General features: G+C 40.0%; 6 protein-coding genes. All 6 read right to left on the bottom strand.

Features of this window, described 5'->3' with window-relative positions; translation table 11 throughout:
- On the bottom strand, positions 1 to 4,365 hold a 4,365-nt coding region (locus ACTHJT_RS06820), incomplete at its 3' end, for a glycosyl hydrolase family 8 (protein WP_440237252.1).
- A 1,293-nt stretch (positions 4,366 to 5,658) separates the two neighbouring features.
- The gene (locus tag ACTHJT_RS06815; protein WP_440237251.1) at positions 5,659 to 6,135 is read right to left on the bottom strand and encodes a hypothetical protein; all 477 of its coding nucleotides are present in this window, start codon (positions 6,133 to 6,135) and stop codon (positions 5,659 to 5,661) included.
- 140 nt (positions 6,136 to 6,275) lie between these two features.
- Positions 6,276 to 6,953, bottom strand: a complete 678-nt coding sequence (locus tag ACTHJT_RS06810) for a hypothetical protein (RefSeq protein WP_440237250.1) — start codon at positions 6,951 to 6,953, stop codon at positions 6,276 to 6,278.
- A gap of 2 nt (positions 6,954 to 6,955) precedes the next feature.
- The gene (locus ACTHJT_RS06805; RefSeq protein ID WP_440237249.1) at positions 6,956 to 14,740 is read right to left on the bottom strand and encodes a fibronectin type III domain-containing protein; all 7,785 of its coding nucleotides are present in this window, start codon (positions 14,738 to 14,740) and stop codon (positions 6,956 to 6,958) included.
- A gap of 68 nt (positions 14,741 to 14,808) precedes the next feature.
- Complete coding sequence (locus tag ACTHJT_RS06800) at positions 14,809 to 16,506, bottom strand: hypothetical protein (RefSeq protein WP_440237248.1); 1,698 nt, start codon at positions 16,504 to 16,506, stop codon at positions 14,809 to 14,811.
- Positions 16,507 to 16,639: 133 nt separating this feature from the next.
- Positions 16,640 to 17,955, bottom strand: a 1,316-nt coding sequence (locus ACTHJT_RS06795; protein ID WP_440237247.1) for a T9SS type A sorting domain-containing protein, incomplete at its 5' end; no start/stop codon positions are given.

The raw sequence follows: 17,955 nt of genomic DNA, 5'->3' as shown, positions 1-17,955 counted from the left end.
ACTTGGTGTCGTAATGGCAACACCATCCTTGAACCAGGTGTAGTAGTAGTTTGTATTTGCAGGTGATGCCGTGCCTGAGATGCTTAGCGCTGCACCCAGACAGATATCCGTTTTGCTTACTGTTGCTGTTACTGTCGTTGGCGGTGTACATGGAGTAACTGATCCACAGGTGACAACATATTGAGATTGAATATTGGTCACACCATACACCGATGCTTTACCGATATTCGTGATGAAATCCGTGCAGGTATTAACCGTTGCATCAAATGTTCTCACAATAACTGCATTGGCCAGGATAGGACCAGGCACGGTTGGCCAGGTAACTGTAGAAGCTGTTAATACACCTGTGTTCGAAATATTCGTAACATTATTGAGCTGGCTCGGTACAGGATCTGTCAGTACGAGATCAAAAGCAGAATCAAAATGTGCCGTATAAGCAGACAAAGCCTGCTGAGAACCATTACCATAAATACCGGCAAAACCAGCGCCCAGCTGTGTAATACCTGAAATAATTTTTAATGGTGCACCAGTGAAGTCATTTACCCAGATGTATAATTTGTCATCCAGCAGTTGTGTACGGATCTTTATCGCACTGGCGCTGCCCGGGAACGCCAGGCCGGTAAGTGTGGCAATCGCAGTAGCATTCTGGTATAGTGTAAATGCAATATTATTATTACCACCGTTGTTTGGTGTAACTTCAAGCCTCAGACCCTGAAAGTCTGAAAGTCCTGGTGTACCTGACTGATAGCGGTAGATGAAAGATAATTTACTTGAGTTCGTTGCCGCAATGGTTGCTTCGACCCAACCGTTTACACCATGTGCTTTCTTCGGACCAAAAGAATATCCATTCGCACCCGGTGCATTGTTACCACCATTCTGATCCAGCGAAATTGTTGCTGTAGTCAATTTAGGCATAGTAACACCTGTACCTAAGGTTTGCCAGTCCGTAAGCGCTGTGCCGGACCCAGCCCATGATGCCGTTGATCCGTCTTTATTTGTAAACGTTAATGTATAGGTAACAACATCGCCTACAACAACATTTGTTTTGTTCGCTGTTTTCACCAGCGATGTTTCTATCGGTGGCGTAGGAGGTACCGGGTTACAGGTTAATTTCAGATTTACAGCGGAAGAATCCGGGGAATCCACATCTGACCAGATCCAGCCTGCGTTGATGAATGTTTTTTCCGCGCATGGTGATTTTGCAATTGTCTTATAAGAAAGATCTCCCTTCTCACCTGTAAGCATGACAGGTATCGTCCATTTTACATAACCCGAAAATTTCGGATTCCCTGTTAATGGTGTATAGGTTGCTGTAATACCAACAGCATTGTCATCAGTAAAGGCGCTCCATGCCAATTCAATCGGAATAGAATCCGTTACAACGACATTGTATGTTTCCCGTCCCGGTAGCGGCCCGTTACCTGCAATACGTCTCCAGGTATAGCCATCAAATTCTTCAAACAATACTTTTGCGAAATTCTGCACCGGTCCGCCGCAGGCATCTTTACTATAGTTGGTCACAGCAACAGGTGCAAACTTTGGTACGCTGTTAAAGTTGGTGTACGCCGGTGTAACCGGGAAAAAGTAATAACCTTGCCCGTCCAAGTTGCCACTTGCAGCAGATGGATCGTACGACCAGTCGTCTGCAATACGCGGCCCAAGATCTGAAGATGGTTTGGATTCAAAACGCGTACGGGTAAAGCCCGGGCCAACAACACCTTTATGAATTAAATATTCGCTGTCCAGTTTATCGAAGATGTGTGTGGAAGGCGCTGACAGAACGTGCGCAAACTGCGTGATCACACGTTGGTTCCATGCACCGTTTGCATCTGTGCCCCAGGGAATACGCTGGTAAGTAAAATTCAACTGCTGATTTACAGGCAGTGTCAACGGATTATATCCGTATTTATCCAGGTCATTCTGGTTATCTACATAGGTATCCCAGCCTGTAGGATTTGTCGTAGCATTGTATTTTCCGATGGCAGCCGCATCATTCATAAAGTAGGATACACGATAGTTTCCTAAATCAATATATGCCTCTTGTGCTGAATGCCAGATTCTGTAAAACTGGTAAAAGCTTGTTCCACCAGTAGCGTGATAATTTGCATATGAAAGAATTACCCGGTCTCTACCGCCGTTCAGCCATAAATTAGAACCTGTTTTGTTTTCAAAATTCAGCGTGAAGTTTACAATATCGCCCGGATTCATTACCGATCTATCGGTGGTTTTTGTAATTGCCAGAACACGATCCTTCAATAAATCCACGCAGTTACGCTCCATGGTATATGTTGCGTTATTCGGATATTCATTGCTTATCCAGGTAGGAGCATTCGTAGATGTTATCGTGCTTGTAAGACAAACTATTGTTGCAGCCGTAAGCGGTTTTACTTTTACAACAAATGTCATTTTACCTTGTGTGGCTGCCAGTCCGTTTGTTTTGAAACCCGGCACTGATCCGATCGCCCAGGTGATTGTACTTCCTGAAATTACCCCGCCGTTACTTGCCGATACGATGGTGTAATTCGGATCAACGATGGTAACAACATTTACACCCGTCGCCGTTACTGATCCATAATTACGGTAGCTCACTTCATAGTTTACAATATCTCCTTCATAAGCGAATGTTTTGTCGACATCCATGTATACTTTCATGTTTGCTGCGGCCACCATGTCTTCAGGTGCATGCAGGTTGCCGGATGCAGTAAGCATACCCAGCGTTCTGAACCAGCCATGGAAATATTTAGGAGTACTGTTTATGTATCTGGCATCTGGAGGAGTCACTTTTGCAGAGCCACTCTGGTCGTCCCAGCTCAATTCGCATTGTCTGTATAATTCAGCTGTCAGGTCAAGATCACCGGAAGCTACTGCGGCAGGAGTTCCTGTGCCGGCCATCCAGTTCACACCGTAATTAGCAAGCACAGATCCGTTTGGTGCATATTGCTGTTTAATCTGTGCAACGCCTTTCCAATTGGGCTGACCGGGATCCGGAGATGCACCGAGTTTGCTGCAGAATGCATTGGCGCTGGTACTAGGAATAGTATTGGGAAATTTCAAAAATTCCTTATGACGTAATGCCATATCGTATTCGAAGGTATTTCCGGTAGCCGTGGTCTGGTGCGTAACCGGATTCCAGGTAACAGTAGGATTGCCATGCCATACATAGTCCAGGATTGTACGCCATGCCAAACGGAAATCTTCGCCGGCAGCAAATGAACCAAAGGTAATCGTTGAGCCATCGTCACTGATCGTATGGTCACCTGCACTTGCGATGTATCCTTTGGCATACATCTGACCGATAATCCAATCAGCAGATGCCGCACATCGTCTGTACTGACTGATTTCCCAGGCAGTCCCTCCATTGGCAGCCAGGAAATCGGCAAACTCATTAAAGTATGCCGGTGCATTATAATCTACATATTTACTGTTTACCTGAATCGGATCCGGTTTATTTTTAGCCCATGGATAAATGGTATTAGCAGCTGAATAACGCCAGTTTGTAACCTCTCCCCAGGTATTCCCACTTTTAATATATCCGTCAATACCAACAATACCAGAGAGATATCCTTTAACACCAGCCTGTGCGCCAAACGGACTTGTCGTATAGTAGAGCGTATCGACCATTACCTTAATCATTTTCAGGGCTTCGGCTTTGTAACTGATCGGATTTCCGCAGGCATCGTTGATACCCATGCCGGCTGGCCATTGTTTGCTGGCAATCAGCAAGGCCATCGCTATATCCACGTCGCCGTCAGCAGCCGAGTTGATATTGGTTGAACCAACCCCATCCGCATCTGTACATTCCCAGCCGGCAAAACCAGCGCCATAGGTATACGCCGGTCTAAGTGGGGTACAATCAATATATTTCTTAACCGCGCTTAACCTGTTGTCATGTATCCACATCCATAAACCATCAAAGGTCTTTTTATCAGCAAAATATGCTGCCGCCAGCAACGCATAACCGTCTCCCTCAGAAACAAAGGTTCCATAGTTTTGAGGAACGGTATTGTTATTGAATTGAATGTATTGTGTACCACCCAATGACTTTCCCGGGACGTAAAGGGCCCGGTGCATCATAATCTGGTAGGCTTCGCGCATGGCTTTTTCCATGTCGGCGTGTGTTACACCTACAGCATTATTGGCTGCCAGAGACTTACCTGAGTTATATTCTAAAAATTGAGGAAACGGGAACACGGGATTTCCGGTATTAATAGTAACATGAATTGTATCTGTTGGCCAGGTTTGGGCTTTTATGTGGTTATTGATTGAAATGAATAAAATGAACGCTAAAAAAATGGAGCATAAAGCCGGGACCAGATGCGCAAACTTTTCCGAGTCTTTTTTATACGTTTTAAACAGGTAAATCATAAAATTAGCGAACTGATTTTATTTATATAAATTATTATAATAATGCAAATTTATTTATTGCAAAGCACAACTTTATTTTAATAAATACGTTTCAAGCTTTCAAAAGTAACTTGGTAAATCAAGCCATTTTGGATATTTTTTTTGAATTCTTTGTTACCACTTAATTAATAGATATTTATATTAAATAGAACCTCCAAATAATTTTTCAAAGCTGTTTTAATACCACTTCACATTTTGCTTTAATACCACGACTTAAAAGTATTTTTATCATCCAGGATATCTTTTTGATAAAAACTTCTGTGCATCTTTTAGATTCTTCTTTGAAATTTTCTTTGACTTTCTGAAAACTGAATTCCCCGTTAACTTGATTCTTATCCATTGCCCAAAGGCTATTTTGGCCAATTCAATTTTTCTAACTCATCAAACAAATAAAGTTATTGCCTGGTCAAGACTTAACATATTGGGCTGGATAAAAAATAGCTGATTTAAAACCTGTAAAATGTTCAGAATTTATTTTATCAGAAACAGTATTTATAAATTTTTAATCAATTTATTTAAAATAAGTTATGAACAGTAATATAAAATTAGAAACCGTAAAAAATGATTTTTATAGCCCAAAATCCTTAAAAATGGTGTTTTAAAAAAATTGATCTAAAGCAGCGCCAAGTAATTTTATCCGAAAAAACTCTAGCCGGAAAAGCGCGAATAAGTTGCCTATATAACTGATTTTTAAACAGATCATCGAGTTTTTGGGAATGATCAAAAATTAGATCTAACCATACCCTGATTCGGGCTGGAAGGATATCTCCTCGTTTTCAAAAAACACACCGGTTAAAATGCATTTCTCACTCCCGATCGTTTCTGGAAGGGCAGATCAAACTCTTAAAATATATTTTACTAGAAACTGTACTTATATAATATTTAAATATTTTATTTAAAATTAGTTATAAATATAAATTTGGGATAGAAAACCGTAAAATGGCTATTTTGTATCGAAAAAATTCTCGAAAATCCATTTGAGGGAGTTTTTGATGGAAGATTCCAAATCTTATGCTGAAAGAAGAAATTTTATTAATAAACACAAATCTGAGAAAATTACGTGCTGAAAAATTTTTACCTCGGATTTTGAGGCCGAAGCAAAATAGCCAGGTTCTTCTGGGTGAGAAAAAGATTGGAAAAGTCAGAAGATTAAGATCTTACTAAAATTAAAATTGCATTCAGGGAGTTAGAATGCATGAGGTTAGGCTGAAAGTCCAACCGCGACGTGATACGACAGACAAAGAAAATATTTATCTATTCGTATCTGTAACAAGTTTCACCAGGCCCGATATCCCAAAACTTTTTACCTAAAATTACTGCGATCTGATTCCAGATTATTTCAGATATATCACTCAATGATTCTTCTCCTTTAAGTATATTTCCTACGTCTTTAAACCGGATATTATTACCCTGCATAATTGAACGCAACAATTTTTTATTATCTGAAAGATGTAGCATAAAAGTCATTGTTGTCTCGGAAATAACAAAAGTCAGCACTTGTTGGTTAGTTATTGACACGGGATTACTACATTGTTCTATATTACATAGAACCAATGTTCCCTGCTCAGAAAAATAAAAATCATATATGTTCTCATCTTTCCAGCTTTCCATTGCTTGCTCAAATGCTATTTCCTCTGAAAAAGATATATTTAAATTTAAAGCTCCAATACATTCATCTATATTAGCTGAATAATTTTTATTTATAACAATCCCTGCAATATTAAAACTCATAATGAACCTGATAATTTTGTTCAGCTTAATGATATTATTCTCTTCTTCTAAAAAATACAAAATAAAAAATAATACCTAAGGCTATCATTACTATCAGTAATAACGGGTTTTCTGCAAATACACGTAAAGCACGCAATACACTACTCATGAGCAGAAACAATTAATGGTTTAACATCTTGCAGGTATACAAATAAGTAATCATATGCCAATAGCAACTGCTCACAGTCGGGTACCGTATTTAATGTTTTTATATGATGTTCCTTAATCTCATCTAACCTGGGATTAGAACAAAGATAAGCAATAATGGTACGTTTAAATTCAAATAAGCCGGCAAGACCATATGGCATTTGCCAATCGGTTTTCCAGAAATCAACGCCGTTTATTACTTTATCAATTTTGTTTAAATCACTGAATTGATCATAAAATTGAAACACATATTTATCAAGGTGATTTTTTATAAAATCAATACATTTATCAAAATCCTTTTCTTCTTTAACAGAACATTTATTTACGGAATTCCCTAAAGAATAAGGGTAACTCCAGACTATTGTATCTTTTGTTCCTGCGAAGTAATTTAAATTAAACTTAGTGCAGACATGTTCAATAATTGTTTCAATAGAATTATGACTAACAGCACCCCCGAATTCTATCTTTTGTAAAGGATTATAATCCAATACTTCTATAAAAAAACGTTGATATCCATACGGTGTTTTTTTGAAAAACGCTGAATACTTATTGCCTTTTTGTTCAAAGCCTCTTTCATCAAATGCTTGATTCAATCGACTCACTACACCTTTGTATGCTTCCGTTTTTTTCATGGTTATTGATATGTAGTTATAGTATAATTATCAATTGGGCCATTAATACGTTTTGCGCCTAATACATTTATTGTAGAACCTGCAGGAATAGTAGTTCCCTTATTCGTACTTCTTGTTGTAAAGGATTTCGTTCCGGAATTATAGGCTGTTATAAAATCTGTTTGATTTACAGTTAAACCAGTCGTTGGTGTAATTTTCATTTCGAATATATAAACATCAAACTTTCCACCACCTAAATTTTTAATCAGTGCCCTATCAGCGACAAAATACGTATTTCCAACATTAATTTGCAACTGGCTAACTGAAGTAAACCCTGCGAATTTGCCACTGCCGGCAGAATAACCAAAGGCAGCTTCAAGCTTACTGATCATTCCAGCCTCAGAAATATCAAGCAACCCACCAACAGTATTTTCAAATGTCTTCCCTGAATTAACATAGGTCCACATTTTACCGTTCAGCCATGTGTTAATATTTGAGCTATACAATCCCTGGTTCAAATATACATATACTTCAACCGGATCATTTAAAACATCTTTAAACATTGACATTTTGGCTGGATCCGCAGTTATGTCTGTAAATAAAGTTGGATAATCTTTTAATTTATTTGGATCTGCATATATTCTATTTAATTCAGCCAAAACTTTGGGATCATTAAAATTTTTAACCCATGCATTTAAATCTGGTGCACTTAATGTTGCCAGTTTATTATACATGGACAAACGTTCTGCTGCAGGGATTTTAGAAGAAATTAAATTGGCTTGAAAATTCGTCCAATCTGATGCTAAAGTGATTTTACCCTTTGTCGTTAAAAACGAACAAAGGTTATGAACTAACAATGCATTTTTACCAGCAAAATAATTATGATAATCTGCGACTTCAAAATTATAAACCGAGGCAATGGTATCTACAATGTTTATTGATTCAACTACCTGCTTTTTGCCATCATAAGAAAGAATACTATCTCCAACATGTAATTCTTTTGCCTGGGTATATTTATCATTCGCATATAAAGGGTGGTCTGCAGTTGCCCAAAGTAGTGTACCGCCAATGATAAGTTTAACCAACCTATTAGCTGTCTTGCTGAATGTGTTTGTTACACGGTTTGCAACATTTGCTTTAAGCTTATGATCGTATGAACTTACAATATTGCCGGAAGTAATTTTTTCGATTGGAACATACTCACCCGCTGCTGTTAAAACAGGAGTTCCTGCTACAAAACAATAAGAGCCGTCTCCAATACATGTATAGCCAGTGCCCGTTTTTACAAGTTTGGGATTTGTTACATCAAGCGTTGTACCACCCACTTCAATGCTTGTTACATCTACTGTTACAGAATTAACATCCGTTGCAGTAACCGTTGATAAGTCCACATTAGACTCAAGCTTTAAAACCGTATTATCAATCTTAGCAACTTTAACACCAGAGGCATTTACAAGATCCCCTGTCGTACCAAGAGTAAGATCAATTTTTTTATACTTCGTATATAACGCAGAAAAAGAATTTTTCATTTTAACCAAAATTGCTTTTGCACGATTGGCCATCGTTGTATTATTTGCAATTTGTGCCTGAACTGCGATATATTCCGTGAATGTTATATGCTTTGTCCTTACATCAGGAGGAAGTGAACTCCAGTTCATAGTTTCCGATGCTGCCGCATCCACACTATTTAAGTAATTATCGGTGTACTGAGTAATTTGTGCTGGAGTATTGCTCGTTAAATCTTTTGTTATCGGATATGTATCAGCCAGATTAGACTTGGACTTACTTAACCCGTTTTTAAGGGCCTGGCTTAAGCCTATTGCTCCTGATAACAAATCCATAGCATCGGCACATGCTTTGAAGGTTGGGAAATTTTGCGAAATCTGTCCATTAGTAGCATTATCTACTAAACCAACCGAGCTTACTAAAACATCTGAAAGAGCCATTGCCATTTCCAATCCCCTAACGCCTGCTCTTAATTCAGCCACACCTGTAAATAAGCCAGCTGCATCTATCGCGGCATTAACAACATCTGAAGTAGTCTGATCATTTCCTTTATCATCCGCATACTTTAAAACAAATGCTGGCAACCACGCTCCCTGTTGGCCAATAACACTCGATAAAATTGATAAAGATCCATCGCTTTTAACCCAGACAGGTTCAAATATATTAAACGTACCTAAATCATCATCTGTGCAATTTGAAAAACCTCCTATACAGTTTTCCTGCTTAACATTTAAATCAATCGTCTGTGGAGTTGTTTTTTGAGTTATTAGAGTAATATCCGTGTCGTAATTCATCGGATCAAAATTCAACACCGTTGCAGCATCCAGAAATAATGCATTCCGGGCTACTACCCAAATAGAACTGTATCGATAAACAACAGCATTTTTTTCAAAATTTGCCAAGTCAGCATCTTTAGCCATTGCCGCATCATAAAATGTCTGGCTACGATTGCAGACATTTATAAATGCGCTTATTAAATCTCCGTAATTGCCATCATCATTAAATGGTATTCCATTTGTAGAAAATCCTCCTATAAGCTGATAAACGAGAACTCTGCTGGAAATATTCCGCTCAGGGAATTTAGTTTTATTGGCTTCAATGATTGGATTGTATTCCTGCATTTTCGTCAGCAAGTCATTACAATCAGTTGAAGGAGTATATCTTATTAATCTAATAATTTGCTCTTCGAGAGGACCATTCGTACTAGGTGCATTAGCAGCCAACAAACCTATCGCTTTAATTCTATCGGTTATATCAAGAGATTCTATTTCGTCATTACTGAAAAGTGGTAATGCTGATAGTAATAATCCCTGATTAAAACCTGTTTCGTCCTGTATAAATGATTTATAAAAATTGCTGAATTTTTGAGAATTCTGATCCAATAAATAGGCATAAAATTCATCTATCATTTCCAGATAAAATGCTTCAGGATCATTTTTCCATTTAGTATACAAAGTTGGTGTTTCTTCCACTTGCTTATCCCAAGCTTCAAACGTTGAACCTACTATTGGGCCGGAATCACTCCAATCATCGAAATCAGCACAAAAATTTTGGAAAAGGGCTGGATACATTATTTTAAGCTGAAGAATCTTCACTACAGCTAAAAATTCCGGGCCTGTTTCATGAGCTTTCAGCATGTCTACATAATCAACATGTAAACTGGTTTGTCCCTCACCCGTGTTATTGGTTGTAAAATTCCAATGATACGAAGCTTTCTTAGTAGTATTTTTATTTACTATGACTGGGGAAATTCTTTCATAAATAATATCTTTTCCTGCAGGTCCGTCTTTATATGAAGCAAGACTTGCTGTTTCAAGCCTTTCCATATACCAACCGGTTGATAAAGGATATAACATGATAACACTATTCTCATACCCATCAGCTAAAAGCTTAGTGTCAAGCTTTTCATTAGAAAGAACTCCTTTAACATCTGCTTTATAATACCCTTGAAATTTATCGTCACTATCAATATAAGCTCTATATCTCTGACCACTTTTATCATCAATAGGTAAATAGAAACTCATCAATGTTCCAGTAACCAAAGTCATATTATCGGAATAAAAACCAGGTATACCAAACATATACGTTGTATTATAAACGGTATTAGGTAATGTGATTTGTGATCCGTCCGGAGTTATAAATGAACACGTCTTGTTTGTGTTCCATAATGTTTCAGGTATATAATCGTGAAGAACCATATTCTTCACATCTTTATCCTTCTGCAATATGCCCCATACATGGCCTGGCGCATTTACAATATCCCACTGAAATTTCCAGAGCTCGTTCGCTTTCGGATTATTGTAATAACTCATCAAGTTCAAAGAACCGTTTTTAATGGCATCATTTTTACCCGGACCCAGGTATGCGGAGTTGAAGATGTGCTCCAGGTGGTATGCACCGTGGCCTAATTCATGGGCAATGGTGCGGGCAATACCATCTGGTGTGGTTGACGCTGTATACAAAAATCCAAACTGTTCTTCGGCCGGCATTTTACCAAGCAGATTTGATTCGATCTGCGAAACTTCATACGGTGCTAAAAAATATGCCGTGTTCGGATCAAGTGCTGAAGCTCCCCCTTTCAAAGCTACATAGGCTTCGATCATGGCTTTTTCCTCGCCCTGATAGTCGTTGCTCAAAATCGGTGAGCCTTTTACCTGTACTGAGTTGTTGCCATCCGCATCCCACGATGTATTTCCACGGAAGGCATCATCTACCGTTACATGATAGGTAATACCAAGCCTGCCGTAGGTTTTATTCAGGAAGTTTTCATAGACAGTTGTACTAATCGTTTGTCTGGTATTTTTTACCAGATCAACCGGTATGATCACTACGTTCTTTGTTTGTCGGCCATAACTCGGCACAAGCAATTTACCAATGGCTGTTTTTGTAGAACCGTCAACATACCAGGCATAGATCTCCTGCGCATCCGCAGCCGGACCGCCGGCAAGATTTATTGTAACTGTGTTACCTGGCGTTACCTTATATACAAAGCCTTTTCCATTGGCGAAAACTACTTTGGCTGGATCTGCTCCTGTACCACTCAGCTTGGCATTTACCACATCCAGTTCACCTGGTGTAATGCATTTTGACGGCACATAATAATCACTACTTATCTTTTCATATTCACGCTCGATCTGCAGCACGCCTTTGTATTCAGGTTTCCACATATCAAAATCATACTTGGCTGTTGTGTTTTCTTCAAACACTACCTGTTGCGTACCAGGATCTACTGTTACCGGAGCACTCACGGCATAGGTATTATCGTATGTACCTACATGCACCACTGCGCCTGTTGAAGATACCTGGAACACATTACCGGCATCATCCTTCAGCAGGACCGGGAAAGACGCTACTGTAACCGCCGGACAAGGAGGCAGTGTAACACTATTTCCCGAAACAGTGGCGCTTGTTGTTGAAGTAGGAACAGTACCTGTTACTTTTGTTTCACCTAATTCACCCGTAACTACACTACCGGTATTTTCACCACCCTGGAAATAATCGGTTGCCTGCTGCACGGCATTCTGCGCCTGATTCAAGCCATCACTCGCCTGCGTTAGAAGGTTGTTTGCCTGGTCAATAGCATCTGTTACCTGATCCATGTAACCACCGATCTGTTTCCTTAGATCTGTCGGCAGCAAACCTGCATTGATACTGTCAATGTTAATGATCCCTTCAACCACACAACGGTTCGGGTCGGTATTGATTTTGATATTGCTGAAGCTGATGTTCATCGTAACAAAATCACCTACCCCAGCGATCGGCATATTCATATGACCGTTCCCGGTATACATTCCTGTTGAAGAACTTGGATTATCAATTTTATCTACTGTTACTTCATAATCGGCACAATGAAATTTGTCGCCAACATTCAATGCAGTCAGCGGGGTTTTATCTGTTTTATCACAGGCATTTGCACTACCGCAGGTTCCGCTGCTCTTCGCATCCGGCATGGTAGATACTTTCAACGGTGCATTGATAAAGGCCTTGCCGGCACCACATACTGCCTGTATGGTAAACAGATATTCCGTACCTGCCTTCAGGTTTTGAAACGTATACTTTACAGAATCTCCATACAAATGATTCTGTACAAGTGTATCGATGTTTGTAAAGGCCTGTGTATAGACACTTGACGGTGGCTGCGCTGACTCTCTGTAGGTAATGATGTAACCGGAATAGTTTGCATTGTATTTCCAGGCAAGCAGAATGTTGGTTGTTGTTTTTTTAATTGCCGCCACAAAAGCAACAGTATCACAGTTCTTGCTGTCTATTGTCTGGCCCAGATCTACCAATGCGGTATCGGAGAAGATACTATATAAACCGCCGCAGCGCACGCGTACAACAAACTGGTACTGCTTGGAGTCTTCCAGGTTTTTTAAGGTGGTGCTGGTTGCGGTTGTTGTAAATGGCTTAAACGGTTTTGTTCCTTTTACTCCATAAAATAACTGATACTCATCTGCTCCATCAATTTTGTTCCATTCAACAAACGCTGATGTGGTTGAACGCGCCTGACCCTGCAGATCTACCGGCGGGAAACAGTCAGCTGTTTTAGGATCCAGCGGTACTGAATTGATGGTACCATCAATACGGAACATACCAACCGGCGTAGTGGTGGTTTTTGTACCGCACATGAAGGTTACTTTATAAGCATACAATTGATTGTCGAAAAGTAAATTCGCTTTGGTGGAAGGCGTAAGTAAATTATTGATCGTATGCGTTACAGCAGCAGAGTCTTTATGCCAGTATGTAATGCTGTAGCCTGTATTGCCCGGAACCTGCTGCCAGCCCAGCATGGCAGTATCGCCAACAACACGCTGTGCTGAAAACTGAAAAGGCATAGGAATAGGACACGGGCCTATCGGTCCGTTATCGTTATAATTGAATGTATCTTTAATACCGGCAGCTGTTTCAGTACCGCACACGGCATCAAGTTCAACAATGTAGCCATCCTGGCTTAACGGCGGCAGGGTGTAGGTTTGTGTTCCCCCGGCAATCAGTACGCGTGTAAATGGTGCCGTGGAACTTTTTTCCCTGTAGTATAAACGAATGCTGTCAATACCGGCATTATCTATCCAGGTTAGCACAGGGCTGCCGCTCTTTGTATCAACGGTAATAGGCCTTGGGGCAACGCAGGTTGCCGGCTCAATCTTAAATGTACCGCCATATACCGGCGACTGCCAGTTTTTGCAACGTGCCTTTACAGTGAATTCATATGTTACATCAGACTGCAGAACGGTATTGTCAAGTGTAATGCTTGTCTGGCTGGTAAGCACCGGTGTCCATGGCAGGCTGGTCATAGCCTGACGGTAGTTTACTTCGTATTCACTGTACGTTGAAATCGTTGAACCAAACCAGGACAAAGTAACCTGGTTGCCGCTTACAGATACCGGATTGATGGTAACCGGTTCACAATTTTCTTTAACGGAGAACGTGAAGACTTCTGAATATCCTTCGTTCTTGAATCTGCTGGTTGCTTTTTGTATACCGTTTACCACTTCATAGGCCTGCACCTGCCATGCATATACACAGCCTTCTTCCAGCGGCAGATCCGCAGGCGAATAAATGAATGTAGGGAAATCGAGATCAGATACTACAATATTACCGGTGCTGGTTGGCACGGCAGCTTTCATCGCATCATACGGATTACGATCAACCGGTATTACTTTAATTAAGCTAAAGCGGTACTTCACCTGCTGCTTAGGTGAATAAACAACATGTCTGGGTGTCCATGTGAAAAATATATTCTGGTTGATGGTTTGCATGTCAAATGCTTCTGCATTGTTTGGAGCATTCAGCATTGGCGGATCATAACGCACTACGTTAAAAAGAGTAAAGTCTGTCCTGCTGTTTGAAACAGGTATTTTCACCGGCAACAGGTTCGCATCAAATGCTTCGAATGACATGTTGTAAACACCTTCCGGAAGACTGTTTGCAAAGCCGGTTTGAGCAGCAGCATTCGTCGTAAGATTTGTCGTTGCGAATAATAACGCAAGATCCTGATCACTTAAAAAATAAACCTGACCACCATCTAAGGTAATGTTAATACCATTGATGCTTTCATAAACAACATTGTTCCCTGTTCCTTCAATTTTTACACGGATGTTGATTTTATAATTTACTTTCGTAAGATCTGCCAGATAAACACGGACATTGGTATTCTCCGGATCCGCATAATCATTTAAAAAAGTTGAAGGGAAAGATACTGTAGGCTGAATCTGTACAGGGTATTGCTGCTGTGCGAATGCCTGCTGCAATGGGGCACCGACCAATAATAAGCCTGTAAGAATTAAAAATAGTATTTTCATACGTATTTTATTGTTGATGAATGAAAGTGGCGTATTCATTTAAACTGTTTTAATAATATTACAATGAATTAGAAGTTGTAGCTGTACGACAGCGAACCCATGAACTCATTAAAGTTTGTATTATATCTTCCTGTAATTGATTCGGATATTTTTGTTCTGCCGGTGTAGCGCAGACTTGCATTAAATACCTGGTGTTTACCCAAACGGTATGAATAGCTGTTTGTCGCTGAAAAAAGATAAGCTACAATGCTTCCGTTTTCATAATTCTGATTGCCGTTTAAACCAAGCGTAGTGCGTACTTTTTTCTTGATGATCGGCATACCGCCATTAATACCCAATCCTACGTACATTGTATTCGATGTCAAAAATTTTGATTGGTTGGCATTCAGGCTTACACCAAAATTGATTCCTGATTTTTTCCATGCCTGGTTATAGGCCAATGCTGCATTCAGCATGGTGTTCTTTTTTGTGTCAGCTGTAGACTGCTTGTTGCTTGAGCTCATCTGCGAAGTAGATAAGCGGATAGACTTTGAAACATTATCGCTTTCAAGAAGTTTGTAAGCAATGGAACCATTGATCGTTTGAGAAATCTGTGTATAATTCAATGTGTCAAATTGTGCATTCGGTAAGTACTGCAATTCAATCGGTTTAATATTTACGTAACTGTAGAAGTTTGAATAAGATAAATTCACATTCAGACGTTTTGTAGGATTAAGGCCTACGTTTGCCGAACCAACAATACGTTTCATCTTAGATGATTTTGCATTGTTCAAATCGTCGCGTTGTAAGCCCGCGTTTGCCGACACAGTAATTTTATTCTGCAATAATGCTGTGGCTGCGTTTACGGTTATGTTCTCTAAGTCGTTATTGAAGTAGTAAGCGCCAAGTGTTCTGTATTCCGGATCTATACGCTCGTATCCTGCTCCTAGGGAGAATAATTTGAACTTATATGTTCCGTTCAATTTAATCGCATTGTATACAACTGTACTTTGGTTCCAGTTTAAATAAAACAATGAAGACAAAGGACCCTTTGATTGCTTCGGCGCATCCTGGGCGGTAATGTCTTTTGTCCATGCCGAACGACCGTAATCAATTCCTAAAGAAAATTTAGAACCCAGTGCCTTCTTGGCAGAGATTCCCCATACTACGTTCTCCTGAGGTGTTAATCCCAGCTTTGCCGGAACGGAATCAATGGAGCTGATCATATCGCGCGCATAAAAATTTGAAAGTGATATTTCATCGCCTTTATTCCGATAGGTTAATTTTATACCCCCACCTAATCTTTTGTATGACGGAAGTGTATTGACATTATTGCTATCATACTGAACAGCTTTCAGGAAGCGGCCTGACATAGCCATGACTGAAAATTTCTCTCCTTTATATTCAAGGCCTCCACCTAAAAAGTTGTGGCCATTCAATGTATAGGGTGAAAAAGTAAGATTGCGGTAACCAATATGTGCCGTGAATCTTTTATAGGTGGGGCTTGCACCTACAATATTAAAAGGCTGTCTGTATGAAAAATTCTGGTTTGAATATGAAAAAGACAAAGGAACCGAAACGCCATAAAGGTTGATGTTTACATTCCCTGCCAATACATAGGAATAAGGATTCAACCTGTTTGGCATTCCTGATACCGTATAAAAATTGTTGGCTAAAGAAACGCCTCCCGTTACCTTAATGCCTTTCTTTATACCGATTTGATCTAATTGCTGCGCCTGCACGACAACAGTAAAAAGTATAAAGCAAATACTGATAAATTTTTTCATTGTACTGAATAAGTTGCCTTTTGGCATTTAAACCCTGGGGCGAAAGAATGTATATATATTATCCTCATAAAGCGATGCAGCTGCACAGCCGGTATTTCTTGCCCTGAACGCCGGCCGTGCTTCTGCTATGCAATTATTGAATTACTATTTTGAATGATATTTCATTGTCTTTGGCGGTAATCAGCTTAATAATGTAGATACCCGGAGAAAGGGTATTTGCAAATAACTGATTGCTTCCGCTATCCGTGCCCAGTAATTTCAGGTCATAGTTCAGCTTGCCTGAAATAGTGGTTGAACCAACTTCCGAACCAGCTTCGGTAACCAGTTTCAGCGTCATTTCATCTTTCGAAGCAGCAACGATACTGATATATACATCCTGCCCCTGGGTGCTTGGGTTTGGATATGCATACATTGTTTCAACCGTTGAAGCAACCATATATGGGTTTTTAATATTCGGATCTTTCGGTTGTGCTTCCAGATCTTTCTTCTGATCAATAAAGCAGCCGTCACGCAGAGAGGTCTGGCGGATGAAGTAAGATCCTGAATCCGGCAGAATGAACTGTATGAAGCGCGTTCCTTTCGGATAGATTTTGCCATCATCTCCGATAATTGTATCCTTCACGGTAGCGCTCTGTCTCAATACTGTTACGCCCGGCGAGCTATACCATGTATAAGAAGTCGGCGCAGGCATAGAGATATCCACCAATACAATTGTATCACCGGCATACACATTGCTGCTCACAATAAAGTTCGGATCAATTGGTTTGGCTTTGAATATTACATCCGTTACGCGCTCAAGCTTACAGCCCAATGTATCAAATGCGTGTAGTGTAAGATCCATGGTCGTATCTTTTAATGAGATCTTTTTAGTCATTATTGAATCCGGCCAAACCGGCGCCTTCCAAGAGAAAGTAAGGTCTTCATCCAGATCGGGATCAATATTGAACTCAGGCCCAGGACAAGGAGTATACTGCGGATCGATCACCGAAATGTTTGTATTGTTCTGCAGCTGACATAGCGCCGGTAGTGGTGTCAATGGCACACTCAGCTCTGAAGACCGCAGTCCATCGTGTGTCTGTGCGGCAAAGCTGTTACGGTTTGCATATGAGAAGTATTCTCTAGGCACCATCAGTTCCCAATCACCTGAACTGTTTGCTGATACCTTATCAATATAAGCAACAGCATGCAATGTATCTTTTGCAGAACGGTATACTTCAACCTGTGTATTTGATGCTGCTTTACCTGTTATTTTAAATGTATTGATATCTACCAGGTCTGCAGTAGCAACCGTTGGCGGAGCTATGCTGTTATTCGATGTATAGATATTGATTGCTTTATTTTTCGTTGTATGCGAATAAATAATGTTCCTGTGCATCTGAATATTATCAGACGTCAGCAACTCAATTCCATATTTCGTGTAACCAAGGATGATGTTATCGCTTACATCTT

The organism is Cytophaga sp. (genome assembly GCF_051961495.1).
In the GTDB taxonomy this organism is placed as follows: domain Bacteria; phylum Bacteroidota; class Bacteroidia; order Cytophagales; family Cytophagaceae; genus Cytophaga.
This window is presented reverse-complemented; position numbering and strand designations above follow the sequence as displayed.

What these genes read in the sequence shown, in the direction of transcription:
- ACTHJT_RS06805 (WP_440237249.1), bottom strand. Translation starts at nt 14,740, where the DNA reads ATGAAAATACTATTTTTAATTCTTACAGGCTTATTATTGGTCGGTGCC.
- ACTHJT_RS06810 (WP_440237250.1), bottom strand. Translation starts at nt 6,953, where the DNA reads ATGAAAAAAACGGAAGCATACAAAGGTGTAGTGAGTCGATTGAATCAA.
- ACTHJT_RS06800 (WP_440237248.1), bottom strand. Translation starts at nt 16,506, where the DNA reads ATGAAAAAATTTATCAGTATTTGCTTTATACTTTTTACTGTTGTCGTG.
- ACTHJT_RS06815 (WP_440237251.1), bottom strand. Translation starts at nt 6,135, where the DNA reads ATGAGTTTTAATATTGCAGGGATTGTTATAAATAAAAATTATTCAGCT.